General features: G+C 70.3%; 18 protein-coding genes and 1 CRISPR repeat array. Of the genes, 8 read left to right on the forward strand and 10 right to left on the reverse strand.

The genetic code is table 11. The annotated features are described in order from the left end of the window. Positions 1-510 precede the first annotated feature (510 nt). Both B5D66_RS24570 and B5D66_RS24575 read left to right on the forward strand, forming a co-directional pair. Positions 511-1,044: a PadR family transcriptional regulator gene (locus B5D66_RS24570; protein ID WP_078764211.1), complete on the forward strand. Its 534-nt coding sequence runs from the start codon at positions 511-513 to the stop codon at positions 1,042-1,044. After that, complete coding sequence (locus B5D66_RS24575) at positions 1,041-2,096, forward strand: serine hydrolase domain-containing protein (protein WP_078764212.1); 1,056 nt, start codon at positions 1,041-1,043, stop codon at positions 2,094-2,096. The genes B5D66_RS24570 and B5D66_RS24575 overlap by 4 nt, the downstream gene beginning before the upstream one ends. A 356-nt stretch (positions 2,097-2,452) precedes the next feature. Here B5D66_RS24575 and B5D66_RS24580 read toward each other — a convergent pair whose 3' ends face one another. From B5D66_RS24580 to B5D66_RS24600, 5 genes are all read right to left on the reverse strand, one after another. Continuing rightward, positions 2,453-2,914 (reverse strand): hypothetical protein, encoded by a 462-nt coding sequence (locus B5D66_RS24580; RefSeq protein WP_078764213.1) that lies wholly within the window; start codon positions 2,912-2,914, stop codon positions 2,453-2,455. A gap of 26 nt (positions 2,915-2,940) precedes the next feature. Then, on the reverse strand, positions 2,941-3,366 hold the full coding sequence (locus B5D66_RS24585) for a PPOX class F420-dependent oxidoreductase (RefSeq protein WP_078764214.1): 426 nt from the start codon (positions 3,364-3,366) through the stop codon (positions 2,941-2,943). A gap of 413 nt (positions 3,367-3,779) precedes the next feature. Next, positions 3,780-4,163, reverse strand: a complete 384-nt coding sequence (locus tag B5D66_RS24590) for an MmcQ/YjbR family DNA-binding protein (RefSeq protein ID WP_078764215.1) — start codon at positions 4,161-4,163, stop codon at positions 3,780-3,782. Between the two features lie 334 nt (positions 4,164-4,497). Further along, a CRISPR array of direct repeats spans positions 4,498-4,891; the repeat unit is 28 nt; unit sequence GGTCCATCCCCGCGTGCGCGGGGCTCAC. A gap of 635 nt (positions 4,892-5,526) precedes the next feature. Further along, complete coding sequence (locus B5D66_RS24595) at positions 5,527-5,841, reverse strand: hypothetical protein (RefSeq protein WP_078764216.1); 315 nt, start codon at positions 5,839-5,841, stop codon at positions 5,527-5,529. 686 nt (positions 5,842-6,527) lie between these two features. Next, the gene (locus B5D66_RS24600; protein ID WP_159457318.1) at positions 6,528-6,974 is read right to left on the reverse strand and encodes an ATP-binding protein; all 447 of its coding nucleotides are present in this window, start codon (positions 6,972-6,974) and stop codon (positions 6,528-6,530) included. A gap of 318 nt (positions 6,975-7,292) precedes the next feature. Between B5D66_RS24600 and B5D66_RS24605 the strand changes: the two genes are divergently transcribed. The 3 genes from B5D66_RS24605 to B5D66_RS24615 all read left to right on the forward strand — a co-directional run bounded on the left by B5D66_RS24605 (position 7,293) and on the right by B5D66_RS24615 (position 8,853). Continuing rightward, positions 7,293-8,132: a helix-turn-helix domain-containing protein gene (locus tag B5D66_RS24605; RefSeq protein WP_268805684.1), complete on the forward strand. Its 840-nt coding sequence runs from the start codon at positions 7,293-7,295 to the stop codon at positions 8,130-8,132. Further along, on the forward strand, positions 8,113-8,301 hold the full coding sequence (locus tag B5D66_RS24610) for a DUF397 domain-containing protein (protein ID WP_078764219.1): 189 nt from the start codon (positions 8,113-8,115) through the stop codon (positions 8,299-8,301). The genes B5D66_RS24605 and B5D66_RS24610 overlap by 20 nt, the downstream gene beginning before the upstream one ends. 357 nt (positions 8,302-8,658) lie before the next feature. Next, a complete protein-coding gene (locus B5D66_RS24615; RefSeq protein ID WP_078764220.1) occupies positions 8,659-8,853 on the forward strand; it encodes a DUF397 domain-containing protein in 195 nt (64 codons plus the stop codon). A 469-nt stretch (positions 8,854-9,322) separates the two neighbouring features. On the opposite strand, the gene B5D66_RS24620 is transcribed toward B5D66_RS24615, so the two are convergent. Next, the gene (locus tag B5D66_RS24620; protein ID WP_078764226.1) at positions 9,323-10,231 is read right to left on the reverse strand and encodes a LysR family transcriptional regulator; all 909 of its coding nucleotides are present in this window, start codon (positions 10,229-10,231) and stop codon (positions 9,323-9,325) included. Between the two features lie 141 nt (positions 10,232-10,372). Here B5D66_RS24620 and B5D66_RS24625 point away from each other — a divergent pair, with 141 nt between their 5' ends. Continuing rightward, positions 10,373-10,837, forward strand: a complete 465-nt coding sequence (locus B5D66_RS24625; RefSeq protein ID WP_078764221.1) for an ester cyclase — start codon at positions 10,373-10,375, stop codon at positions 10,835-10,837. Positions 10,838-11,914: 1,077 nt separating this feature from the next. On the opposite strand, the gene B5D66_RS24630 is transcribed toward B5D66_RS24625, so the two are convergent. Next, positions 11,915-12,277 carry a GatB/YqeY domain-containing protein gene (locus B5D66_RS24630; protein WP_144390344.1) on the reverse strand — a complete coding sequence of 121 codons (363 nt, stop codon included), beginning with the start codon at positions 12,275-12,277 and terminating at the stop codon, positions 11,915-11,917. Between the two features lie 469 nt (positions 12,278-12,746). Between B5D66_RS24630 and B5D66_RS24635 the strand changes: the two genes are divergently transcribed. Together B5D66_RS24635 and B5D66_RS24640 are read left to right on the forward strand one after the other, a co-directional pair. Next, on the forward strand, positions 12,747-14,111 hold the full coding sequence (locus B5D66_RS24635; protein WP_235001215.1) for a flavin monoamine oxidase family protein: 1,365 nt from the start codon (positions 12,747-12,749) through the stop codon (positions 14,109-14,111). A 138-nt stretch (positions 14,112-14,249) separates the two neighbouring features. Then, positions 14,250-14,717 carry an NUDIX hydrolase gene (locus tag B5D66_RS24640; protein WP_078764222.1) on the forward strand — a complete coding sequence of 156 codons (468 nt, stop codon included), beginning with the start codon at positions 14,250-14,252 and terminating at the stop codon, positions 14,715-14,717. Positions 14,718-15,870: 1,153 nt separating this feature from the next. Here B5D66_RS24640 and B5D66_RS24645 read toward each other — a convergent pair. From B5D66_RS24645 to B5D66_RS24655, 3 genes are all read right to left on the reverse strand, one after another. After that, positions 15,871-16,329 carry an NUDIX hydrolase gene (locus tag B5D66_RS24645; protein WP_078764223.1) on the reverse strand — a complete coding sequence of 153 codons (459 nt, stop codon included), beginning with the start codon at positions 16,327-16,329 and terminating at the stop codon, positions 15,871-15,873. Between the two features lie 513 nt (positions 16,330-16,842). Continuing rightward, entirely contained in the window at positions 16,843-17,169 is a 327-nt protein-coding gene (locus tag B5D66_RS24650) for a hypothetical protein (RefSeq protein WP_078764224.1), read from the reverse strand. Next, positions 17,166-17,300: a helix-turn-helix domain-containing protein gene (locus tag B5D66_RS24655; protein WP_394330089.1), complete on the reverse strand. Its 135-nt coding sequence runs from the start codon at positions 17,298-17,300 to the stop codon at positions 17,166-17,168. Before B5D66_RS24655 ends, B5D66_RS24650 begins: the two co-directional genes overlap by 4 nt. Between the last annotated feature and the right edge of the window lie 11 nt (positions 17,301-17,311).

A 17,311-nucleotide genomic window follows, 5' to 3' on the forward strand; every position in this document is an offset into this window, starting at 1 on the left:
CCGGCGGTCCATCCCCGCGTGCGCGGGGCTTACAGAAGATGACCTGCGGCTTTGCGGGCCGTTATCTCCGCTTTGTAAACCTGGAAGTTCGCAAGAAGGACTGAACCCCCACTCCCGGCCGCAGCCATCCTTAAGGCGAGGAACGGCCCGAGCGGAACCCTACACGTACAGGGGGCACGACTCGCGGGCTTCGACGATCGAGCCCTCGTCGAGGTGATCCCGCCGGGGCGGGAAGCAGCCAGCGCGGGGCCTCTCTTCGCCCAAGGAGACCATCCTCGCGCGCCAGGGGCACTCTCACCGGCCCGCCGGACCGGGATGTCACCACCGGGCATCCCCGGTCGCGCCCTTCGCCCAAGGTGAAGAGGGGACGCTCGCTCTCCTCAGGAGTTCCGGGACTTCGCCGCCTCTCTCCCCCTCAGGCGACCTCACGTCTCCAAGGCCCGCATCGGTAGTGCCATATTCGCCCTCACCCATATTGGACACCACATATATGTGCACTATCCTCTATCCATGTCCTTACGACACGCCATCCTCGGGATCCTGTCCATCCAGCCGATGAGCGGCTACGACCTGAAGAAGGTCATCGACGAGAGCGTCGGCCACTTCTGGAGCGCGGACCAGTCGCAGGTGTACCGCACGCTCGCCGGCCTGGTGGAGGACGGTCTGGCCACCCGCCGCACCGTGGTGCAGGAGGAACGGCCCAACCTGCACCTGCACAGCCCGACCGACCTCGGGCTGGCCGAGCTCGACAGGTGGCTCACCTCGCCCCTGAAGACGCCACCGACACGCGACCCCTTCCTGGCCCGGCTGTTCTTCGCCGACCGGTTGCCGCCGGAGGAGATCCGCGGGCTGCTGGAGACCCGCCGGCGGGAGGTGGGCGAACAACTGGCGGCCTTGGAGGCGATCGCCGTCCCCGCCGGCTCGGCCGACGACCTCGGGCGGGTCCTCCGCCTGGCCACGCTCTCCTACGGCATCTCCCAGGCCAGGGCCGAGCTGGACTGGCTCGACGACACCCGACGACGACTGGAACGGATCACGTCATGAGGACCCCCCTCTCGGCCAGGCTCGACAGGGTCGCGGCACGTCACTCCGCCAGGCCGGCGGTGTCGATGATGAGCTTCGCGGTCGAGCAGCCCTCCACCGGGTTCTCCTGGAGCCACGGGGACACCGGGCGGCCGTACTTCATCGCCAGCATCACCAAGCTGTACACCGTCGCGATGGTCATGCAGCTCCGCGACGAGGGCGCCCTGACGCTCGACACACGTGTGGCGGAGCTGCTCGGCGCGGACACTATGCGCGGGCTGAACGTGCACGGCGGCCACGACCACGGCCCGGCGATCACGGTGCGCGAGCTGCTGACGCAGACGTCGGGGATACCGGACTACTTCGAACAGGAGCGTCCCGACGGCACCACCTTCCTTGGGGAGATGCTCAAACGGGACGCCGCCTGGACGTTCGAGGACTTCATCGAGATGGCGCGGTCCATGCCGAGCCGCTTCGCCCCCTCGACACCGGGCAGGGCCCACTACTGCGACACCAACTACCAGCTGCTGGGCCGCGTCATCGAGGTGGTCACCTCCGGCGGCTTCGAGGACGCCTTCCGGAACCGGATCGTCGAGCCGCTCGGCCTGGACGCCACCTGGCTGTTCACCCCGCGCACGCTGGACCGCTACGACGAGGTCGCCACGATCCTGCACGGCGGCGACCCGGTGCGCATCCCGAAGTCGATCGCCTCGTTCCCGCCCGATGGCGCGGTGGTGTCGACGTCGGCCGACCAGCTGCGGTTCCTCCGCGCCTTCTTCGGCGGCGAGCTGTTCCCGGCGCGCTACCTGGCCGAGATGACCGCGCGCTGGAACCCGGTTTTCTCCCGCCTCGAACCCATCGACTACGGCATGGGGGTCATGCGTTTCAGGCTTCCCCGCTGGCTGTCGCCGTTCACGCCGGTCCCAGAGATGGTCGGCCACTCGGGCGCCTTCGGCAACGTGCTCTACCACGTGCCGGAACGGGACCTCTACGTGTCCGGCACCGTCAACCAGATGCTCCCGCGCAGTCTCCCCCACCAGATCATGTTCCAGCTCGTCGCCCAGTTCCGCTGAGGGACGGCCGGGCGACGCGGGCCCGCGGTCCCGTGTGGGGCCGGCCGTCCCGGCGTCCTTGCGGCGGACGCGCGAGGCGGAGCGGGTCCTTCGCGCCGTCCGGCGTCCCGGCCGGCCAGGGCAGGGGCGCGGCGGCCCTCCCGCGCCTTGTCGTGCACCGGTGTCCGCTTCCGGGCTCATCCGGTGAGCCCGGCGACGTCGAGCGGGACCTCCCGGCCGGAGAGCACCTGGACCTGTTCGGCCTTGCCTGGCAGGTGACGGCCGTCACCGCCGGCCATGGCGCGCGGCAGTGTCGAGCGGCGACCGGTGGCCCATCGGGGGCCGACGCGCGCGGCCGGTGTTTCCGGCGCCGCCGCTCAGGTGTGGGGGGTGAAACGCCTGAGCGGCGCGGGAGCGGGCACCGTCGGCTTCGCGGCCGGGGTCCCGGCCGCCGCCCCGATGAGCGGGACCTCGCCCTCCTTCCGCGTACGGCGGAGACCGTCCCACCGAGCGCGGTCGAACCGGTGGATCTCGCCGGTGACCAGCGGGACGCCCCGGCCGGCCTCGCGCCCGCGCTCGGCGACCTGGCCGGCCTTCCCGGTCCGGCCGCCGGGGAAGAGCGGCCGGCGACGGTTCGCGCACCAGGCCGCTCCGCCCGGCCAAGGGCCGAGGGCAAGACCATCGGAGCCGGTGGTCGCCGCGCGGCCGCACGCCCGGCCGGGCAGCGGGGCCGGCGGGCGCTCCCGGCCGGCCCCGCTGCCGAGGCCCCGACGGCACAGACCGGCCAGGTGGACGCGGGCACCGCCCTCGGAGGGCGACGCCCGCTCGGCGCGCCCCATCGGGCACCGCCCGGCACCCGGGTCGGCTAACCGGGGATGCCGCGGTAGGCGACGACCTTGGTGGGGTGAAGACGGACGACGACCTCGCCGGGTACGCCGTTGCGCCTGCCGTACTCCTCGGCCTTGTCGGGGCCCGCGTACCTGGCGCCGGCGAGGGTGGCGACCTCGAGGAGCTCGTCGGGGTCCTCGCTCAGCGTCACCTCGCCGCGCGCCACGACGTAGGAGTAGGGCGGGGTCTCGACGTCGACGCAGATGGCCGCGCGCGGGACGCGCTTGAGGTTGCGGGCCTTCACCGTGTCGCCGCCCGTGGTGAACAGGAAGTCCTTGCCGTCGAACACGTACCAGACGGGGGCGATGTGCGGGGTGCCGTCGGCCCCGGTCGTCGCGAACTTCCCGATGGGGGTACCGCGGGTGACGAACTCGTGCCACTCCTCGGTCGACATGGTGTGCATACGCGCTCCTTCTCGTCTTCCTCCCCGAGCCGGTGCCGGACGGGGGCGGACCCCCGGTTGCCGGCCTTCCGGGCCGGTGGGCGCGGGGCGTGCAGCCGAGGACGGGTCCGGGGTGAGGGCGGGGTCCTCGGCGGGTCCGCGGTGATCCCACGGGCCGCGCCGACAGGGGTCCTGTGCGCTCACCGCGGTGGCCGCCCGGAACGATCGGCACGTGCGGCGGCGCGGGTCCGTTCGGTCGGTCCCGGCCTCGACGGTCACGCTCCGCTCGCCGGCGTCACCGAGGGTGAGCGCAAAGACCTTATCCCGCCTTCCTCCTAGACGTCCGACCTATCGGCGAACAGGCACTTGTCCGGGTCCGGTCACTCTTGCGCCGTGTCGCCCGCCGGCGCCGGCCTCCGGTCGCGGCCGAGGCCCTACCCCCGCTCGCCGAAGACGGCGGGGTCGACGGGCCGGCGGGCCTTGGGCAGGTTGGCCAGCACGAGCCGGTAGGAGTCGGTCACCAGCTCCTCCACCAGCCTCTCGTCGATCGAGCCGCCGGGGGCGAGCGTGATCCAGTGCCTCTTGTTCATGTGGTAGCCCGGCGTGATGTCGGCGTGGGTTCGGCGCAGCGCTTCGGCGTCGCCGGGGTCGGACTTGAGGATCACGACCGGTTTGCCGGGCACCTCGGTCATCAGCATGAACACCCTGCCCTGGACCTTGAAGACCTCCCAGTCGGGGCCGAAGGGGTACTCCAGGGCGGTGGCGGGCAGGCTCTCGGCGCGTTCCCGGGCCGTCCTCCACAGGTGTTCCCCGTCCATGCTCGTCCTCTCCTCGTCGGCTACGGGCGGATGCGGGCCGGCGGCGCGAAGCGCTTCCCGCCCCAGCGGGCCCCATGTTCCTACCTTCTTTCCGGCTGACCGCTCTCGGAGAGAGCTGGCGGGCGAAGGGCTCGGGCGGTCCGCCGAGGGGCCGGTTCCCCGGGCCGGGACACGCCCGCACGACGACCAGCACGATCACCGACCATCCCGACCACTGACCGCGCGGCCGGGCGCCCGCCGTGGACCGGCGCAGGCCGATCCGCAGCGACCGTGGTGAACCCATCCGAGTGCGCGGGGCTCACCACGACCCTGACTGGAAACCCTCGACCGGACCGCTCCATCCCCGCGTGCGCGGGGCTCACCGGACATACGGGTCCGCAGCATCTCCCAGAAGCGGTCCATCCCCGCGTGCGCGGGGCTCACATCGACAGCGCGTCGAGGATGGCGCGGGCGAGCGGTCCATCCCCGCGTGCGCGGGGCTCACGTCGGGGGCGCGGCCGAGGTAGTCGTAGCCGGAGGTCCATCCCCGCGTGCGCGGGGCTCACCAGCTCGCGCTCCGGGTCGCGCACTCCCTCGCGGTCCATCCCCGCGTGCGCGGGGCTCACGCGGATGGGCGGGCAGCGACCGCAAGAGCCGGCGGTCCATCCCCGCGTGCGCGGGGCTCACGCGGATGGGCGGGCAGCGACCGCAAGAGCCGGCGGTCCATCCCCGCGTGCGCGGGGCTCACAGAAGATGACCTGCGGCTTTGCGGGCCGTTATCTCCGCTTTATAAACCTCCGGAGCCCACCGGAACGACCGACAAGTCGAGACCGATGACCACCATTCTGCCGGACAACCTCCCCCTCCTAGAACCGCGAACCGGAAAACCACCCCACAGATACACGAGGAGCCCGCAGATGAGCCAGCCCCGCTTGTGCAGGGAACACGGCCCCAGGTTGATCAGCCCAACCGAGGCGGGGGGTTTATCCCCGCGTGCGCGGGGAGCACCAACCCCGGCAACTCCACCGAGTACGACGTCGTGGGACCATCCCCGCGTGCGCGGGGAGCACCGGCGCGTGAAAATGGTCCCGTTTTCGCGGTGGGGACCATCCCCGCGTGCGCGGGGAGCACTCTTGCTGACCTGGGACGTTACCAGCGGCCGGCCTCCGTTTCGACCACTTCTTGAGAAAGGGGCGAAATACGCATTCGCCTCCAAAAAACGCAGAAATGCGACAGTCGCCGCGAATGGCGCAGGGTTTCGTCGGTTCGCATGGCGGGCCGGCCAGTGGCCGGTTTCTCCGTCGCTTTCTTCGGCGGCGGGGTGGGCACCTGACACGAAAGGCCCTGGCGGTGTCGGCCGCCAGGGCCGGGGAGACGGCGTCTCCTATGCGATGAGGTGCCACCGGTAGGGAGGCCCATCATGGACGAAGGTCTGGGGGCGTTTGGACTCGCGGTGAGACTCCCACCATTCCGAGGAACCGAACACGTAGGGCGCGCGGATGTCCTTGGAGTAGGGCCGCACGCGGTTGGCGCTTCGCGGGCGGAGGTCCGTTCCCGGTGCGGCGGAGGCCGCCTCGGGGTGCTCGGCGAGCGATCCGGCGTTCAACGCCGATGTGATCGCCTCGGCGGTGCGGGGGTGGGCGAGGGCCAGCAGCATGACCGCGAACGCGGCCATGACGCGGCTGATAAAGTCACGCATAGCTCTCTTCCTGGTTGAGCAGGTTGGGAGTCAGGCCCCGTGCCAGGTGTTGGTCGCACCTGCCGGGGCCGTCTTCGGTTGTGAGGACGAAGATACACGGGAGCGATCGGGGGCGCCCGGAATTCGGAATTCCCCTTGCGCGGCTCACAGAAACTCAGGACTGAATCCCCTGGTATTCCCGGTCACGCACTCGGTTTCTTTGACACCGGCCGGTGCGCCGGAAATCATGAAAGCCGCCTCATGAACATTGTTCCGTCGGTAGTGACCGAAACGGTTCGCGGCACTTCTCGAAAACCCCTCCCGGACACGCCGGCCGTTCCCTTCCCATTGCCCGCATCCGCCCCTCTGCCCAGGGGAACGGCGTGGCCCGGCGGCGCTCTCGCCTCCAGACCCACCGGGCCACGCCGTGGCGCGCTTCAAGGCTCACCCGGGCGGCGGCTACTCCCGTGGCCCTCTCGAACCGTCCCGCCGTTGACGCCCGTCCTCCCGAATGTCATCGGAGTCCGTCACGGGATTCCCGGAGTGGAAGGCGGGAAGGACGGGGAATTCCCCGCCGGCCGGCGGTTCCCCGGGCGGGGTCCGCCCACGCCGTGGAGGCCACGGCTCGGAGGGACACACCTTCTCGGGCCAGTAGCGACGGCCGGCCTCCCGCCGAGGCAGGCCGGGCCGCCCCTCTTCGGGCGCCGTCACCCCTGCCCCTTGGAGACGAGCGCCAGAGAGGTCCACCGCAGCGTGAAGCACGTCCCGTGTTCGTAGGGCCGCAGGTCGCTGTACTCGGTCGCGAGGGCTCGTACCAGGTACAGCCCTCGTCCTCCCTCCCCCTCCACAGCGGGCATGCGCTCACAGTCGGAAGGGCTGAACCCCGCCAGGGGAGGCTCGGTGCGGACGCTGCCGGTCAGCCGGCGGGTGTCGACGCTGAAGTACAGGTCATAGGTCGCGCCGCGATCACCGCTGTGGGTGTAGCGGATGGCGTTGGTCGCCAGCTCCGACACGATGACCTCGACGTTGTCGATGACCACCGCGGGAACCTTCTCCGGAGCCACCCGCAACACGCCGACGACGAAACGGCGGGCCTCCCCCACGCTCTCCGGGATACCGGGCAGAGACGTGGAAAATACCGTAAAAGCCGTCACGCTCCCTCCTTCGCCGCTCCAGGAGAGGAACATTCAGAGAGGGAATGCTCATGTGTGATTGCACAGCAGCTAGGGTGACACAGCAAGGTCGCCACCTGATCCTCCAGTTGGGGACTGAGGCCCTGGCCTGGCGCTCCACCGCCGGTCAGGGCCGTTTTCCGCTTCCTTCTCTCGGCGTCCCGGTCACACCGATACACCGATCAACTCACGCCCCAACGGTGGCACTACAGGAAGACCGGAGCCATAAATACAGGTCAGATGAAGTGAAATAGAACCTCTCCGTTGCAGGCTGTTGCAATGCATGCTTTCATCGTTGCCATGCCTCAGAAGGATTCAGCGCGCAATCCAGCATTAAGGAAATTCGGGGCAGAGCTAGCTAGATTGCGCAGAATGGCCGATCTATCCCAGGAGGCCTTAGGGCGCCCTCTCAACCTGAGAGGGGCCACCATCGGGCATTACGAGAGAGCCCTGAGGACCCCCAGCAGGACCATCGTGTCACGCCTGGACGAAGCCCTCGGGGCCGAGGGAAAGCTACTGGCCCTGTGGCCCGAGTTCAGCCGGGCCGCTTATCCGGAGTACGCAGGCGACTTCTTCCAGGCCGTGCCCACGGCGACGGTGATGCGGGATTACCATCCGACCTTGATCCCAGGACCTCTCCAGACGGAGGAGTACGCATGGGCCACGATCAAGGCGGGATCGCATCTGGCCACAGACGACGAGATATCACGGCTGGTGAACTCTCGGATGCAGCGCCGAGAGGAGCTTTCGGCTTCCCGGAATCCCGCCATATGGGCGATCATCACGGAGATCACCGTCAAACACCTCGCCACGGACCCGGGGATTCTGGCGGGACAAGTCGAACTGTTGCTCGAACTGTCGGAGTCGAGGGTCCGCTTGCAAGTTCTACCGTGGAGTGTGGGAATCAGGTACCACCCTGGTCTCTCCGGTCCTTTCACCGTCCTCTCCTTCGCGGACAAAGCAGATATCGTCTACGTGGAAGGTGTCGGGACCGGAAACCTGATCAGCGACCCGCAGAAGGTCGAAGAGATCCGCTTCAGGTTCGGAACCCTGCAAGCCGCCGCACTTTCCCCGGAACAGACGTCCACCTTCCTGCAGAACATCCTCGAAGGAGACCCCCGTGAACTGGCGCAAATCTAGCTACAGCAACCAAGAGGGAGGACACTGCCTGGAGGTAGCCGAAGTCGTGCACCCTGAAGGGGTGCGCACCTTCGTGCGGGACACCCGGAACCGGCAGCTCGCTCGGCTCGATTTCCCCAGCCCGACCTGGACAGCTTTCCTGCACGCGGTAAAGCGGGACGCCATGTGAGGCGCGAGTCCCTTCTCCACAGACCGCCCATCTCCACGCCATCGACCCGCTCCCATGGTGATCGGGTAGCGGGTTTCCCGAATAAGGTGGCGCTGCGCTTGACTTCGGTACCCGCTTTCGCGGATCAGGGGACTGCTGAAACAGCCCCGTGTCTTCCCTTTCCACTCCGGAGGTCAAGCCCTCTTCCCTAGCTACAGACGGCCAGTGCTTTCGAACCGCGGGAGCCGAACACGAGTCCGGACGGAGACCGTCCGGCCGTCACCAGAGAGCACAGGAGGTTCTTCGGGGAGCTGCGAGGACTGGCACTTCCCCCGAGGAATCACGGAACCTCATCCGCAGGACACAAGGAGAAATGGCATGACGACGACCGACCTGACGTGGCGCAAGAGCAGCTACAGCAACCAGACGGGAGGAAATTGCGTGGAAGTCGCGGTGACCCCCTCCGGAGACACCGCACTACGAGACTCGAAAACCCCCGAAGCAGGACACCTCACACTCCCCACCACCGAATGGACCGCCCTGCTACAGGCCGTGAAGGGGAACAGCCTCTAGTACCCCGGTCCGGCTTCACGGTCGTGCCGGGTGACAACCCGACGCGGCCAGTGCCGACGAACCCGCTGGTCGAGCCGCGAAACCGTACCGAGTACAGGGGCCGTCTCCAAACGGATCCCGCCCAGGGCCAGGAGTGCGACGGGAAAGACCCCCGCCTTGTAGCAGGTGGCGGTCCCATCTCACTCGGTGGCGACGATCCGTGATCCCGTGAGCCGGTCGAAGCGGCGTTCGGCGTTGTCGCGCCGGCGGTGGGTCTCCCGGCCGAACCGCGGCGGGCGGCCTCCAGCGGTCCGCTGGCCGCGCCGACGGACGTCACGGGACGCCCGGCCGTCGCCTCTCCGGCGTGACGGCCTCCGGCGGCCTCGACGGGTACCGGCCGCTTCCGCACCGGGACCCGGTAGGCGGGACCGAACGCCGGACATACCGGCCGGAAGCCGCCCTGCCGGTCTTCTTCTGGCCCTCCGCCCCGTCAGGGACTCCGTTGATCCGCGGCGGGTTCCCGCAGGGCCCGGATGATGACCTCGTGCGCCTCCACCCCGTCATTCCTGCTGATCGCGAGAATGCTCCGGCCGAGCCAATTCGGGTCGTCCACGCGCACCAGGACGATGTTCTCCGGAACGACCGGGGCGAGGATATCCGGAACGACGCAGATCCCCAGACCTGCGGCCACGAGTCCCAAACGGCTGTGCCAGCTGCGCGCGCGGAAGGCGATGAGCGGATCGGTCAGCGTGGGCCAGGCGCCGAACTGTGGTTCGTCCCGGGCGCCCTTGCCCACGATCCACGGCGCGTGGGCGAGTTCGCGCACCGGAACGGCGCCTTCCAACGCGGCGAGAGGATGCCCGCGCGGCACGCCCACCCTCAGTTCGCCGCCCGGCAGCGGGGCGATCCGTAACCCCTCCAGGGCCGGCTGCGGCAGGCCGGGCCCGGAGGCCACCACCGCGACGTCCAGCCGCTTGCCGATGACCTGGTGCACGAGCTGCGGCGAGGACGCCTCGACGAGCGTGAACGACAACCTGGGCTGCCGCCTCAGTGCCCTGGCCAGCGCGAAGGGGAGCAGAGCGGCGTTCGCGGCGGGAAAAGCCCCCACCCGGACCCGCACCTCAGGCCCGTGGGCCAGCTCGTCGAGCCGTTCGTCCAGCCGATCGAGGCCGGCGAGGGTCTCGGCGGCGAACCGGGCGACCAGCTCCCCCGCGCGCGTCGTCGTGACGCCACGCGCGCCGCGGACGAAGAGCGGCTGTCCCACGGCTTTCTCGGCGGCCGAGACCTGGCGGGAGATGGCGGGCTGGGAGTAGCCGAGGGTGCGCGCCGCGCCGCTCAGGGAGCCGTGCGCGGCCACCGCGCGCACGACGCGCAGAGCGTTGACGCTGAGTTCGGGCACGGCACCATCGTAGCCGCCCGAGCCATGCATGGTCGTTATGGGAATAGGCCGATAATTGCATGTCTTGCAGGACTGAAAAAGGATTCCCGGGGTCTAGCATCGAAAGCGGCGACAACGCCACCGCCCTGGAAGGATTCCCCGATGAGCGAGTTCATCTCCCCCGACGACACCCGTTACGACGAGCGGGCGCGCGCCCTGGTCCGGATCGGTCGCGAGGCGATCGCCGTGGCCGACGATGAGAAACTGGACGCCTATTTCGCGGACGACTTCGTTTTCCATGGCCCCGACGGCGACATGACGTATCCGCAGCTCAAGTCCTTCTTCGCGGCCATGCGTGCCGCGTTCGAGGGATTCTCGTGTGAGCGGCGCACCATTGTCAGCGAGGGTGATCACATCGCCTCGCACACCTCGATGTCGGGGCGTTTCACCGCGCCTTTCGAGGCGTCCCCGATCGGCACGATCGCGCCGACCGGGAAGCCGATGCGGCTCGAACTCATCAACATCTTCCGCTACCACGAGAACGGCCAATTGGCCGAGGAGTGGGTCCAGTACGACAATGTCGGCTTCCTGCGTCAGCTCGGTGTCGACCTCACCAAGGCACACTGACCCACCCCCGGCGGTCGCCCCGCCGTCCGGCTCCCCCGAAGGATGCCCGCGCGCCGAGGAAGGCGCCCTGGGGGCGCGTGTCGAGGCGTGATCATCGGCCGACCCGGGTGAGGTCTTCGATCCGGGTCATCGAGGCGCGCGGGTGGCGGCCGGCGGGGGCGGCCGTCCGGGGTGTTGCCGCACCGGGTGACACCTCCCCGCCGGGTCCCGCGTCTGCCCACCAGGCGCTCGGCGGTCTCGTGGCGGCCGGCGTCGTTGCCGACGGGACGGCCGCCCCCGGAGCCCCGCTCCTCCGCTGGGCGGCCTGGTCCTCTTTCCGGGGCGCCCCCTGGTACGGCGTTTCCGCGGGTGGGCGCGGTCGCGGTGGGACGAGCCGGTCTCGGCCCATGCGGTAGCCCCTCGACTGGCCGCGGGGGACACAGGCCCGCCCCGTGTCCTTCCCGGCACGGGGAACACGCCACGGGCTGTCCGAACCTGGCCCGCGGCCGAAACGACCGTCGGCGGGCAACGCCTCGGTCGGCGGCGAGGCGGCCTCGCCGGTCTCCCCGCACGTCAAACGCCCCAGGAGGGAGGACGGCCTCCTACCGGTTCTTCCGCCGCCGTCGGACGGGGCGCGTTCGTCCCGCCGGGGATCGTCTCCGATTCCCGGCGGGCTTCGTCCTTCGAAGCCCCCCTTTTCGACGCCGCTCCCCAAAACGGTGGACCCGTCCTCGCCCGGGCGCGTCCCGGCAGCGTCGTGGTGTGCCCGCGCGGCGGTGAAGCCGATGCCGAGCAGAGACGGTCCGCCTCACCGCACCCGGCGCCTTCGGCGATCACACCCGTGCCCTCCAACAGGGCCTCGGACACGCCGATGTCACGCCACTGCCGCAAGCGGAGGATCGGCCGGGCACCGGGCTCCCGCGGCGCCTCACACCGCCGGCCGCCCGCCGTGAACCATCGGGTCACGCCCTCGAACCGCCGCCGCGACCGCCCCGGCACGGAACTCCCGGCCACGGCGCGGTCACGGATTCCGCCCCGGCCGGGGGCGGGGTGGGCGGGGGCCGTTCCGCCCCTGCCGGCCACGCCCCGCGCGTAGTCCTAGGCGGTGCCGGGATCGTCGAGGAAACGGAGCAGCACGGCGGCCTCCTCGCGGAGCCGCGCGGCCCGGTCGGCGTGCGCGGGCGCGGACAACCGCGCCGCGGCCTCCAGCCGCTCGGCGACCTCGGCGCGCACGATGGCGACCTCACCGTGCTCGTCCAGCTCGCGCCGCGCCACCTCGGTGGCGCCGGCGCCGATCGGCGACTGTTCGAGGGCCGTGCCGCGGAGCCCGGCCTCGTCCACGGGCACCGCCTCGGCGTTGTCCAACGCGGCGAGTGTCGCGCGCAGGGCGCTCACCGCGACCTTGTCGCGGGCGCGCATCGCTTCGGGCAGGGCCTGACGCAGACGAAGACGGAGGGACATGCCGGCGACCCTACGGGCCGGCTCCCCGATCCCACAACGGATTATCCGGCACGACCCCCGCCGAACGGATTATCGGCGCATCCCGCCGATCGAGGCATCGCCCCCGGTAGGAACGTGGAATGGAGCCTCGGGCCTCAACCCCGTGTCACCCGGCCGCGTGGAAGCGGCCGGGCGGTCGGGTCTCACAGGCCGGCCGGCCCGGTCGCCCCAGGACCGTTCCGCGGCAGGGCGCCGGGAACGCCGCGCGCCCGCCGGGGAGGACGGCGCTGGCGCGCCGGCCGCACGGCCCCACCGAACGCGCCGCCGCGCGACCGCCGCCCCCTTTCCGGTGTGTCCCGCGCCACCCCACGGTGGCGGGCGTGCCGGGCGCGTGTTTCGCCCATATAGTGGCCGGAAGATCGACGGCCGACCACGCCGGGCACTCGCGCGGCGCGCCGTCTCGACGTTTCTCTCGAAGGGTGGGTCCGCGGTGTCCGGGGGACCGGCAGTGGTGGAACAGGCCGATGTCGTGATCGTGGGGGCGGGGCTGTCCGGGATGGCCGCCGCGAGGCGGCTGGACGACGCCGGTGTCGGATCGGTCGTGCTGCTCGACGGGCGGGACGCCCCCGGGGGCCGCGCGCTGCTGCCGGACCCCGGGGTGGACGCGGTCTCGCCCGGTTCGCTCTTCCTCACCGCCCACGACCGCGCCCTGCTGGAGATCGCCCGGGAACTCGACATCGAGGTCGACCGGGTGGAGGACGACGCCGCGCTGGACGACCTGCGGATGAACGAGGACGGCGACACCTGGGTCAGCGAGGAGAACGTCCCGCTGGCCGCCTCGTGGTGGACCCGCGTCCGCGACGAGTGGATCCTGGGCCGGCTGACCAAACTGGCCCAGGAGATCGACTTCGCCGAGCCGTGGCGTTCGAAGCACGCCGAGGAGCTGGACTCCCAGTCGGTGCGGGCGTGGCTGAGCACGCACACCTTCGAACCCGACTCGCTCACCTTCGTCGAAGAGCAGCTGACCATGGAGGCCGGCCTCCCCGCCGACCGGATCAGCCTGCTGTGGCTGCTGGCGCACATCGGCCCCTGGCCGGTCGAGGAGATCGTCTCGCTCCGCCTGGACGCCGGGGAGCTGGTGGGCGCGCTGGCCGAACGCTTCGCGGGCCGCATCCGCACCGGCCGGCACGTCTCCCGCGTCGAACACGACGCCGACCGCGTGCGGGTGAGCGGGCCGTGGGGCGAGATCTCGGCGCGGCGCGTCATCCTCGCGCTGTCCCCCGCCGACGCCGACCGGATCGACATCGCCCCGCTCCCGCCGAGCCGGCGCCGGCTGCAACGGCAGTGGCCGCAGGCCGAGATCATCCGCACCGAACTCGTCTACCAGCGCCCGTTCTGGAAGAACTTCGGGCTGTCCGGCGAGGTGCACTTCGAGTCGGGGATCCCCGCGTTCACCGTCGACGACAGCCCGGCCGACTCCGACCGCGGCCGGCTGATCGCCCACACCTACACCTTCGGCGAGAACGACCCGCTCGGCGCCGACCAGCAGGTCACCGACTCCCCGGCCCGGCACCGCGCCATGCTGCTGGACAACCTGGAGCGGGCGCTGGGCCCGCTGGCCGCCGAACCCCTCGCCGTGGTCGAGGCCGGCGCGCAACCCGACCCCTACAGCCGCGCCTACCAGTCGCCCGCCTTCCCCGGGCTGCTCACCGAATTCGGGCCACGGCTGCGCGCCCCGATCGGCCGGCTGCACTGGGCCGGCACCGAGACCGCGGAGTTCCCGTCCAACGGCACCCTCGACGGCGCCCTGTCCAGCGGCCGGCGCGCCGCCGAGGAAGTCCTCCGGGAGCTGTGACACCGGCCGGGCGCGGGGGCGCGACGGTCCGCCCCCGCGCCCGGCCACCCACCCTCCGGGCCTCCGGCCCTCCGCCCGGGGCTCTGCCGGCGAACCGGGCCCGGAGACCGGGATAGGGTCCGCTGGGAGGTGTGCGGAGTGAGTTTCCGGCTGGCGGCCTACGCCGTGTGCGTCGAGGACGGGCGGGTGCTGCTCGCCCGGCACGTCTCGGCGGAGGGAGAGAGCACCTGGACCCTTCCCGGCGGCAGGGTCGAACACGGCGAGGACCCGTTCGACGCGGTGATCCGGGAGGTCGCCGAGGAGACCGGCTGTGAGGCGGTGGTCGAACGCCTGCTGGGCGTCGACTCCAGGGTGATCCCCGCCGCCGTCGCGCGCGCGGGCGTCGAGCACCACAACGTCGGGGTCTTCTACCTGGTCCGCGTCACCGGCGGCCGGCTCCGCCCCGAACCGAACGGCGAGACCGCCGAGTCGGTGTGGACCTTGATCCCCGACGTCGCCGGCCTGCGCCGGTCGTCGCTGGTCGACGTCGGCATCGCCCTGGCGCGGACCCTTCCGCCCACCGGCCACGTCCCGCCCGTCCCGGTCGGCGGGCTCCTCCAGCACTGAAGCGCTGTTGGCCCGGGCCGGGTCGCCAGGCCAGCCGCCACCCGGTCCACGCGACCGGCAGGGCAGGCGCGCATGGGCGCAGAAGACAGCAGAAGGCACAGGACGGGCACGGGTACGGCGGGATCGCACACGGACGGCGCCCTCACGAATGGGAAGGCCGACAGCCGGTCCCGCGCCCCTGAGGCAAGGGAACATCCCACCGAGCGGAGGCCATCCCCGCGCGAGGTTCACCTGCACCGACTCGCGACCAGACGACCAGATTGTTCGTCGCAATCCCTCCAGGGATGAGCAGCGACGATCTACGCCGCGATCGTGGACCTGGCCCAGCGCGGGTTGCGATCCCTCTAGGGATGATCAGCGACCCAAATCCGGGCGGACCCCTACCGGGGAGACCGAGTTGCGATCCCTCTAGGGATGATCAGCGACAGCTTCAGGTGGAAGGACTGATCCGGACCAGCCAGGTTGCGATCCCTCTAGGGATGATCAGCGACCCGAGAGTAAAGTCGCAGGCCAGAGCCGTCTTGCTGGTCTCTCGAAGGCTCATTTTTGCAGCGATCCGCCGGTAGTGCATCAGCGCAGGTAGAAAGGCCGCGATGAGCTCCCTCCAGGAGAGACTTCTCGAAAGTCTTTCCGGTCATGGGCGGGCAAACAAGTCTCCACCAACATCCTCTCGAAGAGAGTTGAAGAACCATCCCCACGTGCGCGGAACTTACGCGGTGTCACGGGAGGTGAGCTGGAGGTAGAGAGGTCCATCCCCGCCTGCGCGGGGCTTACCTGCCCCAGATCGCCGAGAACATCGCGCTGGCCGGTCCATCCCCGCGTGCGCGGGGCTTACTCTGCGCTGCGCCTCTTCGCGCGCGCCGACGCCGGTCCATCCCCGCGTGCGCGGGGCTTACACCGGTGGACCGGGACCCGGTGGACCGGGAACCGGTCCATCCCCGCGTGCGCGGGGCTTACAGAAAATGACCTGCGGCTTTGCGGGCCGTTATCTCCGCTTTATAAATCTTGGAAGCCCGAGAAGCGCCCTTCGAGAAGGGCGAGTTCATGTTCCACGGGATCTCGTCAACGAGTCAAGACCGCCCGCCCCAGTGACCGGGTACAGACACTGGTCGGGCCGTGACTGTCGGAAGGCCGGCCCGGCCCGGTCTGTCTCTCACCTCACCGTTTCCGTGCTGCCCCACCCGTGCAGGGCGAGAGGGCGCTGTTCCAGCCAGGCGCGGATGCCCACGGCGGGATAGTCGATGGTGTTGGAGGGCAACAGGTGCGGGTCGGCCCATTGGAGTTTCCCGCACTTGTGGGGCTCGGTGTTCACGGGTTCCCCCGTCCAGGTTTCGGCGAGGAGGAACATGCCGACGCGCGCGTGGCCGGGGCTCTGCCGGTGGTGCACGACAGCGGCGAGCGTGAGCGTGCCGGGATCGATGAGGACACCGGTCTCCTCGCGGGCTTCGCGCGCGGCACCGTGCGGAACGGGTTCGCCTTCCTCCAGATGTCCGGAGGGCAGGTGCAGCATTCTGTCGCAGTAGCCGGTGCCCTGTCGCTCCAACAGCAGGATCTCTCCATCACGGTGCAGGATCACGTGAACATCGACGATGCTGCGATAGCGCTCCGGCATGGCTCACCTCAATACGGCGGTTTCGCAGTGTCATTGCGACCGTAGCCTCTCGATGACGCCGGTGAGCCCGGAAAACAGAGATCGGACGGACTCTGATCCCTGTGAAGGGTCAGCGACTGGGAGATCCGGTTCGGGACGACCTCTCAGCTCCCCGGGTCGCTTCCCAGCGAAATCGTCGGGCGCGACGAGGTTTCGGCATTGCGGTGGCCTGGTCACGTACACGGGGTTCCTTTCGGCGGGCTGGCCTGAGAACACCATCTCTCAGCTGACGGCGGTGCGGGCGTGATCCCGTGACTGGGGGCCGTGACGGACAAGGGGGGTGGTCCGGGACGGCCCCTCTACCGCCCCGGACCGGACCGGGGAACACCCCTCAATGGTTCCCCGGGGTCCCACGCGCCAGGCTCTGAGAACGACACGCGGGAACCTTGTGGGCCGCCCGCCCCGCGCCCGAGACGGGCGGCTGATCAACGCCGGGGTTTCCGGTGAGCAGGACGCTCACCCCGACGCGGCCGTCTACGCGGAGGCGGGACGCCCCCACGAGACCGGGCCGGCTGGTCTGACCGGTCTGGCCTGGGTCCAGGTGGTGTCGGTCGTGTCGGCGCCGGCCAGGTGATCGCGCCCGGGCAGAACCATGGAGCGCGGGGAAGATTCCTCCCGTGTCGGGATGAGGCCGCGCGCGGCGAGCCTCATCCACATCTCCTCAGCGGTGGCCGCGATGAGCAGTTCGCGCCCGGCCAGGGCGAGATAGCCGCGTGAGGTTTCCCCGTGCCACACCAGCACGCCGCTTCGGCGGGACAGATCACGCGCGACGGCGTGGCCGGGAAGGCAGGGCCGCCTCATCCCTGGTCTCCTTCCAGGAGTGCGCGGATCTGGTCGGCGGGAATCCGCCAATGACCCCCCAACGTCCGCTGTCCGCGCAACCGTCCTTCTTGTAGCCATCGGCCGACGGTGCTGGGGGCCACCCGGCACAGATCGGCGACCT

The organism is Marinactinospora thermotolerans DSM 45154 (assembly GCF_900167435.1).
In the GTDB taxonomy this organism is placed as follows: Bacteria; Actinomycetota; Actinomycetes; order Streptosporangiales; family Streptosporangiaceae; genus Marinactinospora; species Marinactinospora thermotolerans.